The following is a 21,359-nucleotide window of genomic DNA, read 5'->3' as shown; positions in this document are numbered from 1 at the left end:
GAAACTGATGAGCGATGCGTGTTAACTATATAGAAAATACTAAATACAGGGTACTTTGTACTAAATACTAACCATATGTTTGATTTATCGGGAAAAAAAGCAATTATTACCGGAGGGGGAAGTGGTATCGGAAAGGCCATTAGCTTACTCTTTGGACAGCAAGGTGCTGAGGTGCATCTACTGGAGTTGAATGAAGCTGCTGCATCATCGGTAGTTAACGAAATCCAGGCTACAGGAGCTACGGCATTTTCGCATGCAGTGGACGTAAGTAATCAAAAAGAAGTACTTGCGGTTATCCGCGCAATCGGTAGGGTTGACATCTTAGTCAATAATGCGGGAATTGCACACGTTGGCAACTTGGAAAACTGTTTGGAAGAAGATTTTGAGCGCGTATATCGTATTAACGTAAAGGGAGCCTATAATGCTTTGTTTAGTGTAATTCCCTTGATGAAAAAACAGCAACGTGGCGTTATACTCAATTTGGCTTCTATTGCAGCGCAGGTTGGAATTACTGATCGTTTTGCTTATTCCATGAGTAAAGGTGCTATTGCCGCTATGACCTTATCCGTAGCGCGAGACTATATCAGTGACGGAATCCGATGCAATAGCATTTCGCCAGCTCGGGTGCACACACCCTTTGTCGATGGCTTTATTGCGAAGAATTATCCGGGAAAAGAGGAAGAAATGTTTGCTAAATTAGCAGCAAGTCAACCCATTGGACGCATGGCGAAACCCGAAGAAATCGCAAAATTAGCCTTATATTTATGCTCCGATGAAGCGAATTTTATAACCGGAAATGACTATCCCATAGATGGAGGGTTTATTAAGTTGAATAATTAACGCACAACGCATAAGAAATGAAACTAATACGCTATGGTGAGCCTAACCGTGAACAAATAGGTGTACAATTAGAAGGAAAAAATTTTGATGTATCAGCTTTAGGCGGCGATTATAATGAAGCATTTTTCGAGGACAATGGACTAGCCCGGTTAGAGGAGTTTGTTAAGGCCAATGAAACGACTTTAGTGGAAATCCCAGAAGGAACGCGATTAGGCAGTCCGGTTGCCCGTCCCTCTAAAATTGTTTGTATAGGGCTCAATTATAAGGATCATGCTGCAGAAACAAATGCACCGATACCGGCAGAGCCTATTATTTTTATGAAATCAACAACTTCATTGGTTGGACCGAATGACGATATTATTCTTCCCAAAGGTTCTGTTAAAACCGATTGGGAGGTGGAGTTTGGTATCGTAATAACCAAGAAAGCAAGTTATGTAAGCGAAAGTGATGCGATGGATTATGTTGCCGGTTATGTTTTACATAATGATGTTTCTGAAAGAGAATATCAGTTAGAGCGCGGTGGAACCTGGGATAAAGGAAAAGGATGTGATACATTTGCACCCGTAGGACCATTTTTGGCTACTAAAGACGAAATAGAAGATATCAATAATGTTCGTTTATGGCTTAGCGTTAATGGCCAGCTCATGCAAGATGGTAATACCAAAAATCTGATATTTAATGTTCCGTATATCGTATCTTATATTAGTCAGTTTATGACCCTTTTACCGGGCGATATCATCTCCACTGGAACACCTGCAGGGGTTGGTTTAGGTTTTAAGCCACCGGTTTACTTAAAGCCAGGTGATGTGGTTGAATTAGGCGCTGATGGTTTGGGAACTTCCAGACAAGTAGTAAAGGCTTATGGAGCGCATTGATGCACATCAACATTTTTGGAATTACGATCCGGTAAAGGATACTTGGATAACCGGTAATATGGCCGTCATCCAGCGTAGCTTTTTACCAGCTGACTTAGCCCCTTTATTGCGAGCTAATGGCGTTTCCGGATGCATTGCGGTACAGGCGGACCAGTCGCTTGCTGAAACTCATTTTTTACTAGATCTGGCAAAGGAACATCCTTTTATTAAAGGAGTAGTAGGGTGGGTAGATTTAAAAGATGTGCACATTGAAGAGAAATTGGCCCATCTTAGCCTTTTTCCTAGGCTTAAGGGATTTAGGCATATCTTAGAGGCTGAATCGGATCCGCATTTTATGCTAAGCCCTACGTTCATTCGGGGAGTAGCGGCATTATATAAGTTTGATTTCTCCTATGATCTGCTGGTAAAACCTAAACAGCTGCATACGGTCATCAAATTTATGGATCATTTCAGCATGCACCAACGTTTTGTAATCGATCACTTGGCTAAACCCTATGTTGTACAAAAGAAAACAGAACCCTGGGCATCGGAAATAAAAACCTTGGCAAAATACCCAAACCTGTACTGTAAACTTTCAGGAATGGTTACAGAAGCCCATTGGAAACATTGGAAGGCCAGCGATTTTACGTTTTATATCAATCATCTGTTGGATACTTTTGGCCCTGAACGCTTACTATTCGGTTCCGATTGGCCGGTATGCTTGCTCGCTGCGCAATATGAGCAAGTTGTCGAATTGCTGGATAAGCACTTGACAAAACTATCAGTAGATGAACAAGAAATGATTTGGTGTAAAAATGCAGAACGATTTTATAGGTTGTAGGTTATAAGCTGTAAGCAATAGGCTATAAGCACCAACAACGAAGAACGAACAACGAATAACCAAAAAATGGATTTACTAATAAAAGATAAAGTTATTATGGTTACCGGAGGGGCTAAAGGTATTGGGAGAGGAATTGTGGAAGCGCTAGCCGTAGAAGGAGCAATACCCATTATTGTAGGACGTAAAATGCCTGATAATTTGGCCTTAGCAGAGGCAATTAAAGCAAATGGAGGCGTTGCTTTTCCTGTTGAAGCAGAATTAACGGATCCGAAGGCCTGTCAGCAGGCTGTTCAAGTAGTACTTGACCAGTTCGGAAAGATAGACGGTTTAGTTAATAATGCTGGTCTTAATGATGGTGTTAGTTTAGAGCATGGGGGGTATGAGGCTTTTATGAATGGTTTGCATAATAGCTTGGTTCATTATTATTTAATGGCACACTATGCCTTACCTTCATTAAAAGCACAGCAAGGAGTCATTTTGAATATCAGTTCCAAAACTGCCGAAACGGGGCAGGGGGGAACTTCGGCCTATGCCGCTTCCAATGGTGGAAGGAATGCATTAACACGTGAATGGGCAGTCGAACTCCTGCCTTACCGCATTCGGGTTAACGCTATTGTTGTAGCCGAATGCGCTACTCCACAATATGATAGCTGGATTCAAACCTTAGAAAATCCCGAAGAAACATTAAAGAAAATAACAAATAGAATCCCTTTGGAGCAGCGTATGACCACTACCGCTGAAATTGCGTCGATGGCTATTTTTTTATTATCACCAAGATCTTCCCATACCACCGGGCAGTTAATTCATGTAGATGGAGGCTATGTCCATTTAGATCGGGCAGTGGGTTCAGGAATTTAAGTCTTTATTACCTTTTATCATCCCCTTATCTTTGATCATTTTTAGGCCATCCTTAGGATGGCCTATGGTAGCGGTTTTGGTATCATAAATACCCAATCTTAAGTCCGTAACAAAAAAAATAAATAAAATTTGTTTGTTTAATCGATTAAGCTTAATATTGTTCCGAAAACCAATTATAAATTGTTAACATGAATTTTTAGTATACAGGCTTCTGCTAACAATTGTAATGTTTTTGCTTAATCGATTAAACTAATTATTTGCCTTTTTCTTAAGCTTATTGAATGTATAGAAATAAATAAGAGAGAAGAATTATGAGTATGCTTAATCGTTTAAGGAAAATTATTTAAGGTATTTAGAGGATTTAAGAAGAACCGTTAACCAATTAACTAAGTTATGAAAACTATTTTTACTGCAACGAACAGGATTGTATGGCTTTGTTTGCTTTTGGGTCTTGTTGTTCAATTTAGGGCGTTTTGTAAGCCCCTTGCCGCCCTACAGGAGCGAGTAGTACGCGGAAAAGTTTCAGAAGTAGGTACAAATGAACCCCTTACGGGCGTTAGTGTCCGCGTAAAAGGCACTTCGGTTGGAACAACAACAAACCAGCTCGGGAATTATGAAATCCGGATTACCTCAGAAGAAGCTATACTCGTATTTTCTTATACGGGAAAAAAGACGATAGAACGCCCTGTTGAAACGTCGACCACCGTTGATGTGGCAATGGAAGACGACCAGTATATGCTTGCAGAGGCAGAAGTGTATACCGGATATATGACCCAGAAGAAAGCAGATTTAACCGGGTCAATCGTAATGGCAGGCGCAAGCGATATTGCCAAAAATCCGGCAGCAAATGCGATGAAATCGCTTCAGGGAAAACTAGCCGGAGTACATATTACTACCAATGGCGGGGATCCTTCGGAAGGTGTTGGTGTACAGATCCGTGGTATCTCGTCTCTATCGGGTGGTGTCAAACCTTTGATTGTACTAGACGGTATGCCAACAGAAAATTTAAATCTTCGGGATATTAATGCTGGGGATATCGAATCCATTCAAGTCTTGAAAGATGCGGCATCAGCAAGTATTTACGGAGCACGGGCATCTGGAGGGGTGATATTGATCCAAACGAAAAAGGGAAAGAACGGTCAAACCACTGTAGAATATAATGGTAGTGTGGCATTAAGCACGGTTACGAGTAAACCTACCTTGATGAATGCAGAGCAATACGGAACGGCTATGTTTCGGGCATATGCGTATGATGAAGCGGTATATGGTTTGCCCATGTCCTTGCCAACGACCTATGATTTCACTTGGCATCGGGATGCCAATGGAAGGCCGGTATTAGACGCGGTAAAGCCTGCGGAGTGGCTCAATTCAGAGCATACGGTGAAGGGATCTGATACCGACTGGCTGGATGAAATACTGCAGTCGGCAATGATGACCAGTCATCAGCTGACTGTTTCCAGCGGAACGGAACGATCTCGCAGCCTATTCTCGTTGGGCTATTACAATAATGAGGGTACGCAGATCAATACCTTTTTCAGGCAGTATTCTATTCGTGCCAATACAGAATATAGTTTGATTGATAATCGACTTAAAATAGGTGAGAACTTGGCTGTATCCTATTTACAGTATAAGGGAGGCAATGAAATGCGCTGGGCATTGATTGATCCTCCTGCAGTTCCTGTGCATGATATCAATGGTGGATGGGCTGGTGCGGCTGGTTTTGATGATTTTTCGAACCCTGTGCGGTTACTTACTGATGGTAAAGACAACATTAACCATTATGTGAAGGTCATTGGAAATATCTTTGCCGATCTCAAAATTTGGAATGGAATATCCGCTCGTACGCAATTCGGCATTGACTATGGTAACGCATACAATCGTACCTTGGACAAGCTTTGGTCGGAAACTGGCGGTCGCAACAGCGCTGGCGAGAATTATGTGGGAAACAGCCAATCCCATCCGCTTAGCTATGTGTGGACCAATACCTTATCTTACAATATGAGCAAGGGCGATCATAGCCTTGACGCTGTAGCCGGAGTAGAATATACACGCTTTGTACAAGAGGGATTTTCGGCAAGAAGGGAAGGTGTTTACCTGGAAGACCGCGATTTTGCCCATATCGGCGTAACAACTGGCACCAAATATTCCTTGGGTAGCTCGGCAGATGAATATGTTTACCTATCGATGTTTGGCAAAGCAAATTATGCTTACAAAAATACCTACTTACTCTCCGCCACACTGCGCCGTGATGGCTCATCCCTCTTTGGGGCGAACAACCGCTACGGTGTGTTTCCAGCGTTTTCGGCAGGGTGGCGTATAAAGAACGAATCCTTCATGCAGAAGTATGATTGGCTTTCGGAGTTAAAGATTCGCGCGGGTTGGGGTGCCAATGGAAATGTACAAGGTTTACCACGGGGTTATACGTCCACACCGTTTACCACCGATTATTTTGGAACATCGTATCCGATAGAGGGAAATGAAACCGGACCACTATATTCGGGTTATCGGAGAACGTGGTTGGGAAATCCCGATTTGAAATGGGAAACTACTACGCAAACCGATGTGGCTGTTGATTTCGGCTTTTTGGATAATCGGATAAGCGGTTCAGTGGGTTACTATTTCAAAAAAACAACCGATATTTTGGTGCAAACACCCTATATCGCTGCAATGGGCGAGGGTGGTGAACCATGGATCAATGGCGCAGATATGAATAACCGAGGTGTCGAATTTGAAATTACCTACCGTAACGATCCGAAACATGCATTCCAGTATAGTATTTCGGCCAATTTAGGTACCTATAAAACGAAAATTGTGAGTCTGCCTGAAAACGTTATCAACAAATATCCAGGCGACGGGATTAACGACCTGGTGTTAGGACGTACGCCTAATATTCTATATGGCTTGGTAGCTGACGGGATATTTAAAACACAAGAAGAAGTAGATAACTCTCCTGAACAGGTTGGTAAAGCTATCGGACGGATTCGGTACAAAGACTTAGACGGCAATGGCGTTATCGAAGAATTGAATGACCGTACGTATATAGGCATCACAGACCCAGATTTTTTTGGCGGGATGACTTTTGATTTCAGTTATCATAATTTCGACCTTAATGTGTTCTTACAAGGTGTTTTTGGCAATAAAGTAGATAATGTCTGGAAACGCGAATCTGATTTGTGGAATATTACCGTTCCGGCGCAAAAAAATCACCCAACGCGTATTTTAGATGCTTGGTATTTTGATAATCCAAATACTGAGATTCCGGCAATAACGAATTCCACCACAAATGCGGAACATCGTCTCTCGAGTTACTTTGTGGAGGATGGGTCGTACCTGAAGCTGCGAACCATTGAGTTGGGCTATACCTTCCCATCCGTCATCGCTAGTAAAATGAAAATGCAGCGGCTTAGGTTGTATGCCTCTGCACGTAATGTATTCACCCTTAAAAAATCATGGGGTAAGGATCGTTTTACTAGCTTCGATCCGGAAATGCCTGGTTATGGCTACCTAACACCATTTTATGCAACTTTTGGTATTAACGTTACTTTCTAAATACAAGATTATGAAATCGCTTAAATTTACCTTACTATCCTTTGCCTTCACGTTGTGGCTAATGGGATGTACAGATGCTCTTGATATCGCCCCAAAACAAGTATTGGACGAATCGTTGTTGACAAAGCCGGAAGATATGGAAGGATTCGTGACGGCTGCTTATGCGCGGATGACGGATATCCCATCATGGGACTCGCCATTTGCACCATGGTGGTCGGGTTCATTGCGTTCTGATGATTCCTATAAGGGGGGTGGAGGTACATGGGATGGTGACGGATGGGCTACTATGGAAACATTCGTAAATGTGAATCCCAATGGCTGGCCGCTCGACTTTCCATGGTATGTGTCCTACCAGATCATTCAGCGGTGTAACACGGCCATCCAAAGGCTTCAAATTATCTCCGAGGAAGAGTTTCCGCAGAAAAATGCTCGCCTTGGTGAGATGAAATTCATTCGGACATTCACGCATTTCCGGCTTAAACAGTTTTTTAAATATATGCCTTATATTGATGAAACGGTAGTGGGAACTTCGGCTGAATTTGAAGCTATTCCCAATAGGGATAGGAGTCAGCCTAATGATCAGTATTTATGGGAACGGATATTGGCAGATTTTAAGGACGCTGAGAATCTGCTCCCCGAAACACAGCCTGAAAAAGGGAGAGTGGATAAAAATGCAGCAACAGCTATGGTGGCGCGTACATTGATGTTTATGGCCTATGAACAGGATGATCGGAATGCCGTGGTGAACATTAATAAAGATCGACTGGCGGAAGCCCTTGTTTACTTAGATAAATTAACCAATCAGGAAGGTGGAAAAGTTGGTCTGCAAGCTGATTTTGCGGACAATTTTGATATCAATTTTGATAACAAGACAAAAGAATCTATTTGGGAAATCCAATATTCGATTGATGATGGTAGTTCTACAGGAGGAAAAATTAATCGAAGCGAAGGGCTTAATCACCCTTTCCAATGGGGTGGATTCCAGTGTTGTGGCTTTCATCAGATTAGCTATTCGATGGGAAACGCATTTAAGACGGGAGCTGATGGTTTGCCGCTCTTTGATACCTATAATCAAGGTAGTTATGCCGATGGCGATGCCGTATTTTTTGGTCAACATACATTCGATCCAAGGTTTAGTCATACCGCCGTTGCTCCAGGACAGCCCTGGAAGTATAAAACGGATTTACTTTTCGAAAAGAGCGGGATTCGGAATGCGGCAGAGTACGGTTACCTGAAATCCGTTAAAGAATTGGTTCCACCAGATTGCAATTGCTTGTTGTACGATGGATGGCAATTCAACTCCATGAACAAACGGATGATTCGCTATGATGAGGTACTGCTATGGAAGGCCGAAGTGCTTATTCAACTCGACCGTTGGAATGATGCGTTACCACTCATTAATAAAATTCGCGAACGTGCTGCCAATAGTACTAAACGTTTGGTCATGAGCGATGGAAAACCCATATTGAACTATAAAGTAGAAACCTATAAACCCGGGGTTAATTGTACTTGGGATAAAGAGTTCGCATGGAAGGCGATGCAATGGGAAAATCGTTTGGAAATGGCGGGCGAAGGGCGCCGTTTCTTTGATTTGCAGCGTTGGGGGATTTTAGAGAAAACGATGAACGACTATTTTGCCGTTGAGAAAAACAGATTCTCCTGGATGAGTATTGCACGCTTTACTGCTGGGCGCGACGAGTATTTTCCCATACCACAACCTCAAATGAATTGGGCAAAAGGAAATTATACGCAGAATGTAGGTTATTAATTGTAAAAGAATTACAGATGAAACATTTAGTTCGAGTTACCCTATTGGCGTTCATCGCTGCATCGCTCGTAAGCTGTTACGATAGGGACATTATTGATTTTAAAGGGCTTAACTATAGTTTGCCCAAAGTGAGTAACCTGAATTATACGAAACAGGAAAAGGTTGTAACCTTAACTTGGGAGATACCCACAGCGATAGCTGCAGAGTTTAAAAGACCATTGGAAGTAGATATCCAAAAGGTAGAAAATGATATCTATCGCGAAATTATCGTCGTGGCTGGCGAGGAAACAACACGAGATGTCACAATAGATCCTACCAAAACCTATCGCTTTGTGGTTAAGTTATCCGGTTATTTAACGGATGAGGCTAGAATGGAAGGGAGATCGGAAAGATATTATTCTCAAGCAGAGGTTATTGAAATTAAGTAATGGATGAAATGAACCGCCCATGTTTAAAATTTCATTTTTATCACATAGGGAAATGTAAATTTTACATATGGTAAGCTCCATCTGACCGATGTATTAAAAAATGCTTTGCGTTTCATGAGTGCCAATAAAAAAATAATAACAGACGAATAATTATTTACAGATGAAACAGGTAATCATCATCAAATATAGGTATAAGCTGGTTATCCTTACTTCCCTGCTGCTGTTGTTCGCTTGTAGTAAAGGAAAGGGCGATGGCGAGGTTGGTGTAGAACCCAAAGATGAGATTATCGTTTCAGAAACAAACCTGATCCCCACGAAACAGACGAAATCAGTATCGACTGTTTTGCGCTTCAAGCAGCTGGATGCGATCGCGTATCTTATGGTACAGAAAAGTGGGGGAGCTCAGTATATGGTTAAGATAGGCCGACAGGAGCTTTCCTCTTCCTACACATTTACCTATACCATTCAGGCCGATGATCCCGAATCGTTCCAATTGATACTGCGTGCTTATTATCAAGATGGTAAATCAGCTAAAGATCTCATATTGACCGTCGATAATCGTTGGGGATTTTTTATCCGGAGCGTTAAGAGGATAGCCCGTGTAACGGGCAGAGGCATGACAGGCGAGTCCTTCCCAAGCCCAAACAATACGGTGACCGACTGGAATGTGGGTGGAACTGATCTTGGTGTGGTATGGGAAATGAGTCCTGGGAAATATGGGATTTTTTTCGGGGATACATACGGAAGCGATTTTACACCCAATGCTGGTAGTCCTGGACCAAATGGCGGTAGTTGGCGAAGCAATGTATTAGCCTTTTCGGAAGATGATGATTTGACGGATGGACTACTGTTGAATGATATGGCTACTAGTCTCAACGGGGGTGCCCGCGAAATTATCTATGGTGCGAAAGACCAATCAGGTAATGGTGATTGGACTTCTATTCCTACTGCGGCTATCCGAGCAAATGGCGTCGACTATGTGCATTATTTTAATATTAAGTCATGGACAGGATGGATTACCAACTATTCGGGAATGTACAAGTCCATAGACAATGGTCAGACGTGGTCAAAATGCGAAAATGTGGTGTTCTCTTCAACCAGTAATTTCGGACAAGTGGGGTATTTCAAGAAAGATGGCTATGTGTATATGATAGGTACACAAACGGGGCGAGATAGTCCAGCGCGATTGGCCCGTTTTCGTGAATCGGATATCGAAATTCAGAATAATTACGAATACTGGAATGCTGCTGCCAACCAATGGGTAAAAGGCGATGAGCATCAAGCTACTGTCTTGATAGACGATAAGGTAGGTGAGCTATCTTTCATCTATAACAATACGCATAAAAAATGGATTATTGCCTATTTTAATGCCGATCGGTATAATATCACCATGCGTACTGCGAAAGAAATTACCGGCCCTTGGAGCGATCCTTACGAGTTAGCTTCCGGAAAGGATTATGCCCAACTATATGGTTCTTACTTTCATCCATTATCCGTAACCGGCGATAGCCTGTATTTCCTGATGTCTATGTGGATGCCCTATAATGTTTTCCTGATGAAGGCCGAACTGGCGGATATGGGTAATTGGAAAGATTGATCGATTATTTGTTATATAGAATTGGTAAGATGTTTAAAAAAAGTCAGTTAGCGTTCTTTTGCCTCATGCTTGTTCAAGTGTTGAACGTCAAATGTTATGGGATAACGATGCCGAAAAAATTGGCGGGATACATTGCAGCGATACAGGTAGATAGCATCGGTGGGTATGCACCAACGGTAGATTATCAGGAGGTTAATCAGCATATTACCAAAGTAGTGATTTCGGTAGATATTAAAGATACGGTACGATTGGACGACTGGCAGGTCAATATCACGCCCAATTTTGTGCCCACGTTTCATTGGGCGCCGCATCTCACACCTACAGCAGAGCATATTATAGCGCAGCATGTGTTTAGGGCTCCTGCATTGATTATGGCCGGCGGAGGGAGACAACTTACGTTGATTCCGGATATTGATTTATTGCGCGAAAAGCCACCGGTAGATTGGTACATGGATATGGATGCTCCTGCTAACAAGTTAACATTGGGCATGAGCCTGTCTGCAGTAAAAGAACATGTACTGTACACCCGAAAGCAAGGAGGAACTTATCCTCCAGGTAAAATCAAATTTGGGTTTTACGTGTTGACAGCGAAAACGAGTGGTTTGCCCGCCAATCCCTGGCGACAGGCATTGGCATTTTTCTGGGAAAAATGGGGCAATCCGCTGTATAAACAAAATGAACCTCTTAAACACCGTAATTTGGAACCTTATGTTAGGCACACGTATAACTGGGCATTCAGTAATTGGAAAGAACCCGTATGGCAGGAGTTTGATCTAGCAGGAAAAGAAGTAGGTGCGCCAGTATTTATCGTCAATAGTACACAAAGTCCGAATTATCCTGGAGAGGTCGACGAACGAGAATTTCGCTCTATCTGGAATCAAGCATGGTTCAATTCGCTGCGTTCAGCGCAGGGAGTATACCGTTATGCAAGGCGTACCGGTCAGGATGAACTGATGAACTACGCTTTGAAAACCAAAGAATTGGCTTTGTCTTTTCCGCAAACGAAGGGCTTTTTTCCTGGATTGATTGCCACCGAAATGAAAGATACCTTAATTCAGGGTAAACGATACCATCGGTCCAGCGGTTGGGATATGTATTACTTTGGTAATTCCAATAGAAATCCCTATACCAGCGATGCCCGAGAGTCGCCGTATCACCTATTAGATATGAGTTACACTGGCTGGCTCATGCTAACTTGGTATGCTGAATTGGAAAAAGATTCCAGGTTATTGGATTATGCTACTACTTATGCAAACGGATTGCTCAGTATGCAGCAGCCAGATGGTTTCTTTCCCGGCTGGCTAATGCCTGACTCGTTTCAACCGATGCAACACCTTAATCAGTCGCCTGAAACGTCCATGTCCGTAACGTTCCTGCTGAAGTTATATGAACTAACCCAGGAGGAACGCTATAAGACAGCTGCCTTGAAAGCGATGCAAGCGGTAATCGATCAGGTAATCCCCGCGGGGCAGTGGGAAGATTTTGAAACCTATTGGTCGTGCAGCCGTTATGGCGAGACCGATTTGGTAGGTCGGAAAATCGAACGAAATAACCTATTTAAACAGAATACATTGGGTATGTACTGGACGGCACAAGCACTGTTAGCTTGTTACCAAACTACCCATAATCAAAAATATCTGAACCAAGGAACACGCACACTCGATGAATTGCTGATGGCACAGGCTGCATGGCAGCCATCGTTTATCCACGTTCCTGTGCTGGGAGGATTTGGCGTGATGAATGCCGATGGGGAGTGGAACGATTCTCGGCAGAGTTTGTTCGCGGAGTTGCTGCTTGATTATGGGAAACAACTGGATAACCAGGAATACACGCAAAGAGGTTTAGCAGCGTTACGCGCATCCTTTGTGATGATGTATTGCCCTGAGAATCCAACGAGCAAGGTGCAATGGCAGCAAGCTTGGCCTTTCTTTGGAGAAAAAGATTATGGCTTTATGATGGAAAACTATGGTCATGGAGGAGTGACAGATGCACATGGCTTGGGTATCGGTGAATTCACCATCTACGATTGGGGAAATGGTGCCGCCGCAGAAGCATATAACCGTATTGTTGATCATTACGGAAAGGAGTTTTTGGAAACGAATTGATGCCTATTTTGGCAGAAATAAAAAACAAACAATTAGGAATAAATTGATGTGAAATTAAAACAAGATCTTTAAATCGATTAAACTTAATTATCGCCTCAGAAACCAAATTATAGATTGTCAACACGAATGTAAGATACATAAAGCTTTGCCAAATGTTAAGCTGTTACTTAAACCATTGTACCGCCTTTTGCACGAGCAATTGAAGATATGCAAATAACACGATATTCGGTTAAAAGTGGAACAGGTTGCTGATTTACAGTAAAATAGGTAGAGAAGTGGAAATGACTGATTGATAAATAATCGTTTTTGAACGATTTAGTAAGACCTTATAAATCAACCTATTGATAAGCATTGCCGGTTTTTGTGAATTGGAGAGGTGTCTATTGGCAACAATACAGGTTCGGTTGGCATCGAGCTTAGGTGTGGATAAGACTGTCCGAATCTGATAGTTGAACGGACTATCCAGCGAACAAGCATAAGTACAAGTAGATAGAAATGAGAATCTAAAACTAATACAATTTAAAAATCAAGTATAATTATGAAACATTGCTTACAAAAACCGAGAGGAATATTCTTTATTCTTCTCTTGTTACAGATCTTTTTCTTCTTCTTTGAAGGGAATGCAAAACAACCGCCTGTAGGAAAGGCAAGGACTGATGGAATAAAAATAGTCGGACGTATCTCGAACGAAAAGGGGGAGCGGCTCGAAGCTGTTACGGTAGTTGAGTTAGGAACTAGCAATTCGGTATTGTCACAAGACGGAGGTAGTTATTCAATAGATGTCTTGAATAGAAACGCGCGCTTGGGATTTACAGCTGTAGGATATAAGGAATTGACAGTTGCAGTAGGAACAAAGGATATTATTGATGTGGTACTACGAGATAGTATTACCGATTTGAATCAGGTAGTTGTCGTGGGCTATGGAGAACAAAAGAAGGCATCTGTCGTTGGAGCAATATCTACGGTGAAACCCAGCCAGCTACAAATTACACCGAACCGTTCACTGAGTAATAACCTTGCGGGGATGGTTCCCGGTGTCATAGCTGTCCAACGTTCCGGCGATCCCTGGCACAACAATTCGGATTTCTGGATACGTGGCGTAAGTACTTTTGGAGGCAATTCGAGGCCACTAGTTCTAGTAGACGGGGTTGAAAGAAGTCTCAACGATATCGACCCGGAAGAAATAGAGTCTTTTTCTGTCCTAAAAGATGCTGCTGCAAGTGCAGTTTATGGAGTACGAGGTGCTAATGGGGTAATTATGATTACGACAAAGAGAGGTAAGATGGGATCACCAGTTGTTAGTGCTAGGATTGAAAGATCTAATACATCCCCTGCAAAATTGCCGGAATATGTAGGGTCGGTTAAATACATCGAAATCATGAATGAAGTGTATCGGGACGCAGGAAGGGCACCGATGATTTCTGATGACGTGCTGCAAAAATACAGAGATCAGACGGATCCGGATTTATATCCGGATGTAAATTGGTGGGATGTTGTATCGAAGGATCATGCAAGTAGCATGAGGACTAATCTTAATATGTCTGGAGGAAATAATTTTCTTCGCTATGCACTTGAGTTGGGATATTTTACGGAAGATGGGATTATAGAAAGAGATACCAAGCAGGAATGGAACTCAGACGTTAAGGTAGATCGTTATAATGTGCGATCAAATGTGGATCTCAATGTTACACCTACCACGCTTGTTCGCTTTAATCTTGGTGGATACTTGCAAACGCATAATGGGCCGCCGGGCGATGAGACGGATTTTGGTGTTTTCTATCAGGCATCGAGAATTCCGCCATATATCCACCCTCCTCAATATTCAAGTGGAGAAATTCCAAGAATCAGTTTTCGCGAAAATCCCTGGGCTTGGGCCACACAGAGAGGATATGAGAAATGGAACAATTATTCGCTACAGTCGCTTACTGCCGTCGAGCAGGACTTAAAAGGTATTACTCCCGGTCTAAAAGCAAAAGTGACTTTCGCTTTCGATAAATTCTCCGCGAATTCAGTTTCAAGAAGTAAAAATCCCGATTATTATCTTCCAACGTCTGGAAGAGATGAGAATGGTAACTTAATACTAGTGATTGAAAGTCATGGTCAAGAGTTTTTGGGCTATAGTACGAATTCGCAATGGGGTAACCAAAGTGTGTATCTGGAAGGAATGGTTTCATATGCTGGCGTATTCAATGAAAAGCATGATATCAATTCGATGATTTTATACAATCAACGGAATTTTAATGATGGAAGTTATTTGCCGTTTCGAAATCAAGGTGTGGCTGGACGCTTTTCGTACACCTATGACCATCGTTATATAGCAGAGGCTAACTTTGGTTATAATGGTTCAGAAAATTTTGCCCCCGGTAAAAGATTTGGATTTTTTCCAGCTTTTGCTGCGGGATGGATTATCTCCCAAGAGCATTTCATGGAGCCTATAAGAGATGTTGTTTCTAATCTGAAAATACGGGGCTCTTGGGGTAAGGCCGGTAATAGCGATATTGGAGGCCGTCGTTTCGCATATATCTCTACTATTGCGGATTTCGGATCATATCGGTGGGGCGTCGATAACGATATTTATCGTCTAGGTCGAGCCGAAGGAGATGTGGGCGTTCCTGAACTGACATGGGAAACAGTGGCCAAAACGGATCTTGGTCTGGAGGTTGGATTGCTTGACGGAGCGATTAACTTCAATGTCGACCTCTTTAAAGAAAATAGAAAGAATATTTTCATGCAACGCAACAATGTGCCGGGTTCTGCTGGATTCATCAAATCGATATGGGCAAACTATGGTAAAGTTGAAAATAAGGGAATTGAAATGTCTCTTACCGTTGATAGAAGGCTTTCAGAAAAATGGCACGTTTCCATGCTTGCAAACTATACGTATGCACATAATACAAGAATTGAAATCGATGAACCTTTGGGTGTTCTGGGAACCTATCGGTCTAGTACAGGAACCCCTGTTGGCCAATTGTTTGGCTTGGTTTCCGAAGGTTTATTTACTGCTGATGATTTTGATTCGGATGGCAAATTGAAGTCGGGAATTCCTGGCCAGACTTTTAGCGAAGTATTGAGACCCGGCGACATAAGGTACAGGGATTTAAATGGAGATGGTGTAATAGATGCGCTGGATAGAACGGCAATAGGTGGTACGAGAATGCCGGAAATAATTTATGGCTTTGGTGCTACCATCAGGTATAGTTTCGTTGATTTGGGTTTTTTCTTTCAGGGAGCGGGTAGAACATGGCAGATCCTTAGTGGTGAAAACTGGATGCCTGGTACTGCATTAGGGGCCACGGGAAATATTTTTACAAATATTGATGATAGATGGACGGTTGATAACCCGTCACAAGATGTGTTTTGGCCGAGATTGACATATGGCGTAAACGCTAATAATGAGCAAGCTTCTACTTGGTGGCTCAAAGACATGAGCTTTCTGAGATTAAAGAATATCGAACTAGGCTTTACCGTCCCCTCAAGATGGAGTAAGAAAGCGCGAATCACAAACTTTAGAGTGTTTGTAAGGGCATCTAACATCCTTACCTTTTCTAAGTTCAAACTGTGGGATCCGGAACTGGAGACAACAGATGGACTCAAATATCCTATCATGAAATCTGGCTCGCTAGGCGTAAATATTCAGTTTTAACGAATGTTAGGATATCAAAAAATAAGGTAACGTATTAAATTGATTAATAATGAAAACAACGAATATAATAATACTTGTTGCAACCACACTGCTTACATTTACTGGCTGCAAAAAATACCTGGATAAGATGCCGGATGATCAACTTACCATGGAAATGATTTTTAATGATAAAATTAGAACTGAAGACTGGCTAGCTGGAGTTTATTCAGGGGTTCCCAGCCCAATGTGGGGTTATTTTAAAGATCAGGGATTTAATATAATGGGCGATGATATTACAATACCTGCGGAGTGGTCTCCTTTCGGATGGAAAAATGTGTACGCGTATACGGTAGGCGATTGGAATCCGTCATCGGGATGGAATCCCTATTATTGGATAGAGCTGCCAAAGAGAATAAGGTCAGGACTCATTTTTCTTGAAAATGTAAAGCCACTTCCTGGCGTGACCGCCGAAGATGTCGAAGTGATGAAAGGTCAAGTACGTTTTCTTATTGCGTATTACTATTCTTTAATGATAGAGCTTTATGGTCCCATTCCGTTTAAACCAGGGGTTATAGAAGCAGTCGACGCAAGTGCTGCTGAGCTGATGACAACGCAATCTCCTTATGATGTGATTGTAGACTGGATTGATACTGAACTAAAGGATGTGGCGGGTAAGTTACCGGCAGTATATTCTGACCAGCATGATTGGGGAAAAGCCACCTCCATTATGGCACTCGCAATTAGAGCCAGAACATTGCTTTTTGCAGCAAGTCCGTTGTTTAATGGAAATCCCGATTTGCAGAATTGGAAAAATGCAGATGGTGAAAATATGTTTAAACAGTCTTATGATGTTGCAAAATGGGCTAAGGCCGCTGCGGCCTGTAAAGAGCTTATAGATGCTGCGGAAAGCGCCGGTTATGGCTTATATTACGAATATAATGCTGATGGTTCCATTGATCCCTTTATGTCGTATTACAACTTGTCTCTCCGAAAGTTCTCAGATGGAAATAAAGAAATTATATTTGGAAGGCCTGATAACCCAGACCTAAATAGTTGGTTGGCTCACCATCTACCTATTGGCATTGGCGGTAATGGCGGGATGGGCGTAACTCAGGAGCTGGTGGATGCGTTTTATATGAAAAACGGATTGTCTATCGGTGACCCAAATTCCGGTTATACTGAAAGTGGATTCTCCACACAGGATGAAATAAGAACTACCAAGTGGACTGGTGGAGGGCCAAACACAGGTGTGGTAACTACAGCAGGGACTTATAATATGTATGTTAATAGGGAACCCCGCTTTTATGTGTCGGTAATATTTGATGGGGCATGGTTAGGGGTTGACAAAAGAAAAGCTGAATTTGTTCAAGGAGGCAGAGACACCCGCCTTACCTTTGACGCGCCTCAAAACGGATATAATGTTCGTAAAGCCGTAAGTCTTGATGTATTTCCCCGTGAAAATCGTTACAATTATCAACCCGGAATATTATACAGATTGGCAGAAGCCTATTTAAGCTACGCCGAAGCCCTAAACGAGTCGGATCCCGATAATCCTGATATTTTAAAATATGTTAATCTTATTAGAGAGCGAGCGGGTATTCCTTCGCTTACTGCCGGAATGTCTCAAGCTCAAATGCGCGAAGCAATCAGAAAGGAGCGTCAAATTGAGTTTAATTGTGAGGGTATCCGCTTCAACGACATCCGTCGGTGGAAGATAGGTGAGGAAACACTGAATAGACAACTGTTTGGAATGAATTTTACAGGGAGCGTTCGCAGCGACGATTCCGGTAATCCGAATGCTTTCTTTAAGCGTACTTTTTATAAGAATAGAATATTTAATAAGAAAATGTATTTGTGGCCAGTACCACAGGCGCAAATGGATATTAACCCCAATCTTGTTCAAGCTCCTGGGTATTAATTTATAAATCACGTATTATGAGAAATATCTTAGTAAGTATATCAGCTGGAGAAAGCATGCGGAAAAGCTTTTTCTATATCTTCTTCAGTCTAATGTTGCTCCTGGGCAATGTTGCATGCAAAAAACAAGTATATCTTGGTGCCATGCGTATCACAATACAATAGCATTAAAAAAAGTTCTAAAAACAGATAGCCTGAGCGGCTGGATTAAAAAGTCGCTCAGTTTTTATAAAGAGGTCGTTTCACGGTGAGATGAACAGCCTTTTTTTATTGTGAATTTTAAAAAGATCAGGGATAGGGCAAGCTGGCGACTTTTTGGTTGTGAGGAAACAAAAAAATAAATTTTATTTGTTTGTTTAATCGATTAAGCTTACTATTGTAATGGAAAGTAATTTGAGAGGAACCTCTCTATAAACCAATAACTGTAATTATATATGAACCTTAACAAAAATTTTCTGATGAAACAAACTATGCTAATTGCTATGGCAATGTTTTTTGTTTGCTTCTTTGCGGCGGCACAAAAACAGGGCGGATTTAACGGCCTCAACATGAATATGGGTAACCTTTCCACATTATCGGATGCTAAAACACGCTCTATAAGCCCAGAAAATTTTACTGGTGCCAAAGGGAAAGGTGGAATGGCTGATCCAGTCGCTCAAAAAGGAGAGCGAAATGTAGCCAATGCATCCAATGCCGCTCGTGACCTGGGAAAAGGATGGAAGGTTAATCCCTTTATTACCATTAATGCCGGAGAAACATTTACCATCGCCGAAATGGAGGGACCAGGAGCTATCCAACATATTTGGATGACGCCAACCGGAAATTGGAATTTTACCGTTATCCGATTTTATTGGGATGATGAAACCGAACCATCTGTAGAATCTCCTGTAGGCGCTTTCTTTGGAATGGCTTGGGGAGAATATGCGGCGCTGAGCTCGCTGGCCATGACCGTAAATCCGGGAAGCGCATTCAATAGTTATTGGCAAATGCCTTTCCGTAAAAAATGCCGCATTACGATAGAAAATATTGACGATAAACCAATGAATCTCTATTATCAGGTGGATTATACATTAACAGACGTGGGAGAAGATGAAGGTTATTTTCATGCACAATATAGACGTACAAAATACAACTCCACCTCGCTACACACGATATTGGACGGCGTGAATGGTAAAGGACAGTATGTCGGAACGTATATGGGAATTGGCGTAAATAATAATGGATGGTGGGGTGAAGGCGAAATCAAATTCTTTATGGACGGTGATAAAGACTACGCAACAATTGTAGGCACGGGTACGGAAGATTACTTCTGCGGGTCGTATGATTTTGATCGTCCTAAAAAGCATGGTCCGGGTGCAGAAACTATAGAATATGCTGAGTTTAATACACCTTACGCTGGCTTACATCAGGTTATTCGTGGAGATGGACATTATCATGTGCAGCAACGCTTCGGTATGTACCGCTGGCATATTCCAGATCCTATTCGATTCGATAATGATCTTAAAGTCACTATTCAAGATCTTGGATGGCGATCGGGAGGAAGGTATTTACCACAAAATTCAGATATCATTACGGTTGCTTATTGGTACCAACGGGAACCACATGCTCGTTTTCCAAAACTGCCTTCAAAAGATGAGCTAGAAGTAAACTAATCCATATTAAAATGAATTATAAAATAATTGTTTCTGCCTGTCTGGCCGCAAGTCTATATGGCTGTGGGAATAGAACTAACCAAACGACAAGTTCAGACGAAAATAGCACGAATAAGATGGATCAATATGCTGCAGGTTCTTTTGGGTATGACCTATCCTTTTTAAAGGAAAAGGATAGTATTCTGGTGTTGAAAAATAAAAGTGGACAAGGTCAGCTGCTGGTTTCTCCGAAATATCAGGCTAAGGTGTTTACGAGTACGGCTGACGGAGAAGCAGGGAAGAGTTTTGGCTGGATTAATTATGGGGCATTCGACAAGGAAGATGACCATATGAATGCCTATGGCGGAGAAGATCGGCTTTGGCTAGGTCCTGAAGGAGGTAAATTCTCCTTATTCTTCAAACCGGAAACCAAGATGGAATATGCTAACTGGCATACGCCAGCAGCCATAGATGTAGAATCGTGGCAGGTAGATCAGGCATCTGAACAGCAGGTGAGTTTAAGTAAAACTACACAACTAACCAATTATGCAGGTAGTCAACTGGCGATCAAAATGACACGACAGATTGAAATACTAGAAGATGATGCTATACAAAAACAGTTGGGTATTACCTTGACCGGTGATCTGAAATCGGTTGGCTTTAAAACGGTGAATACGATAATCAATAACGGAGAACGTGCTTGGGATAAGACGAGCGGAGCTCCCTGTTTGTGGAGTTTGGATATGTTTACCCCTTCTCCTAAAACCACGATTATTATTCCTTATCATGAGGAGGCTTCAGGTAAAGTCGCTACAACAGATTATTTTGGTGAAATACCAAAGGACCGCATAACGTATAAAAATGGTGTGTTGCTATTCAAAGCAGATGGCAAATCTCGTGGTAAATTAGGCATCCCTCCCCAACGGGTAAAACCGGTTGCTGGAAGCTATGCTGCAGATACGAAGGTATTAACACTCATATACTTTGATATCGACCCTAAAGGTACATACCTTAATCAAGAGTGGACGCCAGATAAAGATCCGTTTACGGGGGATGCGATGAATGCCTATAATGATGGACCACTGGATGATGGCAGCCAAATGGGTCCTTTCTATGAAATGGAAAGTGTTTCCCCTGCCGCCTTTTTGAAACCGGGTGAAAAACTGAGCCATCATCACTATGTGTTTCATTTTACCGGAAATGAAGAGCACTTGAATGAGATCGCACAAAAAGTGTTGGGCATTTCTTTAAAGGAAGCAAGCTTCTAAGTTGTAAGTTTTTAGTGATACGTTATAAGTAGCGGAAAGGGTTAACACCTAAAGTAGAAAGGTCAAAGATTTAAGGTAAGT

General features: G+C 42.1%; 13 protein-coding genes. All 13 read left to right on the top strand.

Annotation, left to right across the window (positions count from 1 at the left end; genetic code table 11):
- Positions 1-75 precede the first annotated feature (75 nt).
- The 13 genes from ABD930_RS17045 (at position 76) to ABD930_RS16985 (ending at position 21,278) form a co-directional block, all read left to right on the top strand.
- Positions 76-840, top strand: coding sequence for an SDR family NAD(P)-dependent oxidoreductase (locus ABD930_RS17045; protein WP_345233408.1), 765 nt, complete (start codon positions 76-78; stop codon positions 838-840).
- 17 nt (positions 841-857) lie between these two features.
- Positions 858-1,715, top strand: coding sequence for a fumarylacetoacetate hydrolase family protein (locus tag ABD930_RS17040; RefSeq protein ID WP_345233406.1), 858 nt, complete (start codon positions 858-860; stop codon positions 1,713-1,715).
- Positions 1,702-2,535: an amidohydrolase family protein gene (locus ABD930_RS17035; protein WP_345233404.1), complete on the top strand. Its 834-nt coding sequence runs from the start codon at positions 1,702-1,704 to the stop codon at positions 2,533-2,535. The genes ABD930_RS17040 and ABD930_RS17035 overlap by 14 nt, the downstream gene beginning before the upstream one ends.
- A 66-nt stretch (positions 2,536-2,601) precedes the next feature.
- Complete coding sequence (locus ABD930_RS17030; RefSeq protein WP_345233401.1) at positions 2,602-3,393, top strand: L-fucose dehydrogenase; 792 nt, start codon at positions 2,602-2,604, stop codon at positions 3,391-3,393.
- Positions 3,394-3,786: 393 nt separating this feature from the next.
- On the top strand, positions 3,787-6,942 hold the full coding sequence (locus tag ABD930_RS17025; RefSeq protein WP_345233399.1) for a SusC/RagA family TonB-linked outer membrane protein: 3,156 nt from the start codon (positions 3,787-3,789) through the stop codon (positions 6,940-6,942).
- Positions 6,943-6,952: 10 nt separating this feature from the next.
- On the top strand, positions 6,953-8,710 hold the full coding sequence (locus tag ABD930_RS17020; RefSeq protein WP_345233397.1) for a RagB/SusD family nutrient uptake outer membrane protein: 1,758 nt from the start codon (positions 6,953-6,955) through the stop codon (positions 8,708-8,710).
- Positions 8,711-8,727: 17 nt separating this feature from the next.
- Positions 8,728-9,138, top strand: a complete 411-nt coding sequence (locus tag ABD930_RS17015; protein WP_345233395.1) for a DUF4945 domain-containing protein — start codon at positions 8,728-8,730, stop codon at positions 9,136-9,138.
- Between the two features lie 160 nt (positions 9,139-9,298).
- Positions 9,299-10,735, top strand: coding sequence for a glycoside hydrolase family 183 protein (locus ABD930_RS17010; RefSeq protein WP_345233393.1), 1,437 nt, complete (start codon positions 9,299-9,301; stop codon positions 10,733-10,735).
- A 107-nt stretch (positions 10,736-10,842) separates the two neighbouring features.
- On the top strand, positions 10,843-12,840 hold the full coding sequence (locus ABD930_RS17005; RefSeq protein ID WP_345233391.1) for a hypothetical protein: 1,998 nt from the start codon (positions 10,843-10,845) through the stop codon (positions 12,838-12,840).
- A 538-nt stretch (positions 12,841-13,378) separates the two neighbouring features.
- A complete protein-coding gene (locus ABD930_RS17000; protein ID WP_345233390.1) occupies positions 13,379-16,483 on the top strand; it encodes a SusC/RagA family TonB-linked outer membrane protein in 3,105 nt (1,034 codons plus the stop codon).
- 49 nt (positions 16,484-16,532) lie between these two features.
- A complete protein-coding gene (locus tag ABD930_RS16995; RefSeq protein ID WP_345233388.1) occupies positions 16,533-18,380 on the top strand; it encodes a RagB/SusD family nutrient uptake outer membrane protein in 1,848 nt (615 codons plus the stop codon).
- 457 nt (positions 18,381-18,837) lie between these two features.
- On the top strand, positions 18,838-20,031 hold the full coding sequence (locus ABD930_RS16990; protein WP_345233386.1) for a glycoside hydrolase family 172 protein: 1,194 nt from the start codon (positions 18,838-18,840) through the stop codon (positions 20,029-20,031).
- A gap of 11 nt (positions 20,032-20,042) precedes the next feature.
- Positions 20,043-21,278, top strand: coding sequence for a DUF6786 family protein (locus tag ABD930_RS16985; RefSeq protein ID WP_345233384.1), 1,236 nt, complete (start codon positions 20,043-20,045; stop codon positions 21,276-21,278).
- Positions 21,279-21,359: the final 81 nt, after the last annotated feature.

This window comes from Olivibacter ginsenosidimutans (assembly GCF_039542865.1).
GTDB lineage: Bacteria > Bacteroidota > Bacteroidia > Sphingobacteriales > Sphingobacteriaceae > Olivibacter > Olivibacter ginsenosidimutans.
Note: the sequence above shows the minus strand (reverse complement) of the source record. Positions and strands in the feature narration are given on the sequence as shown.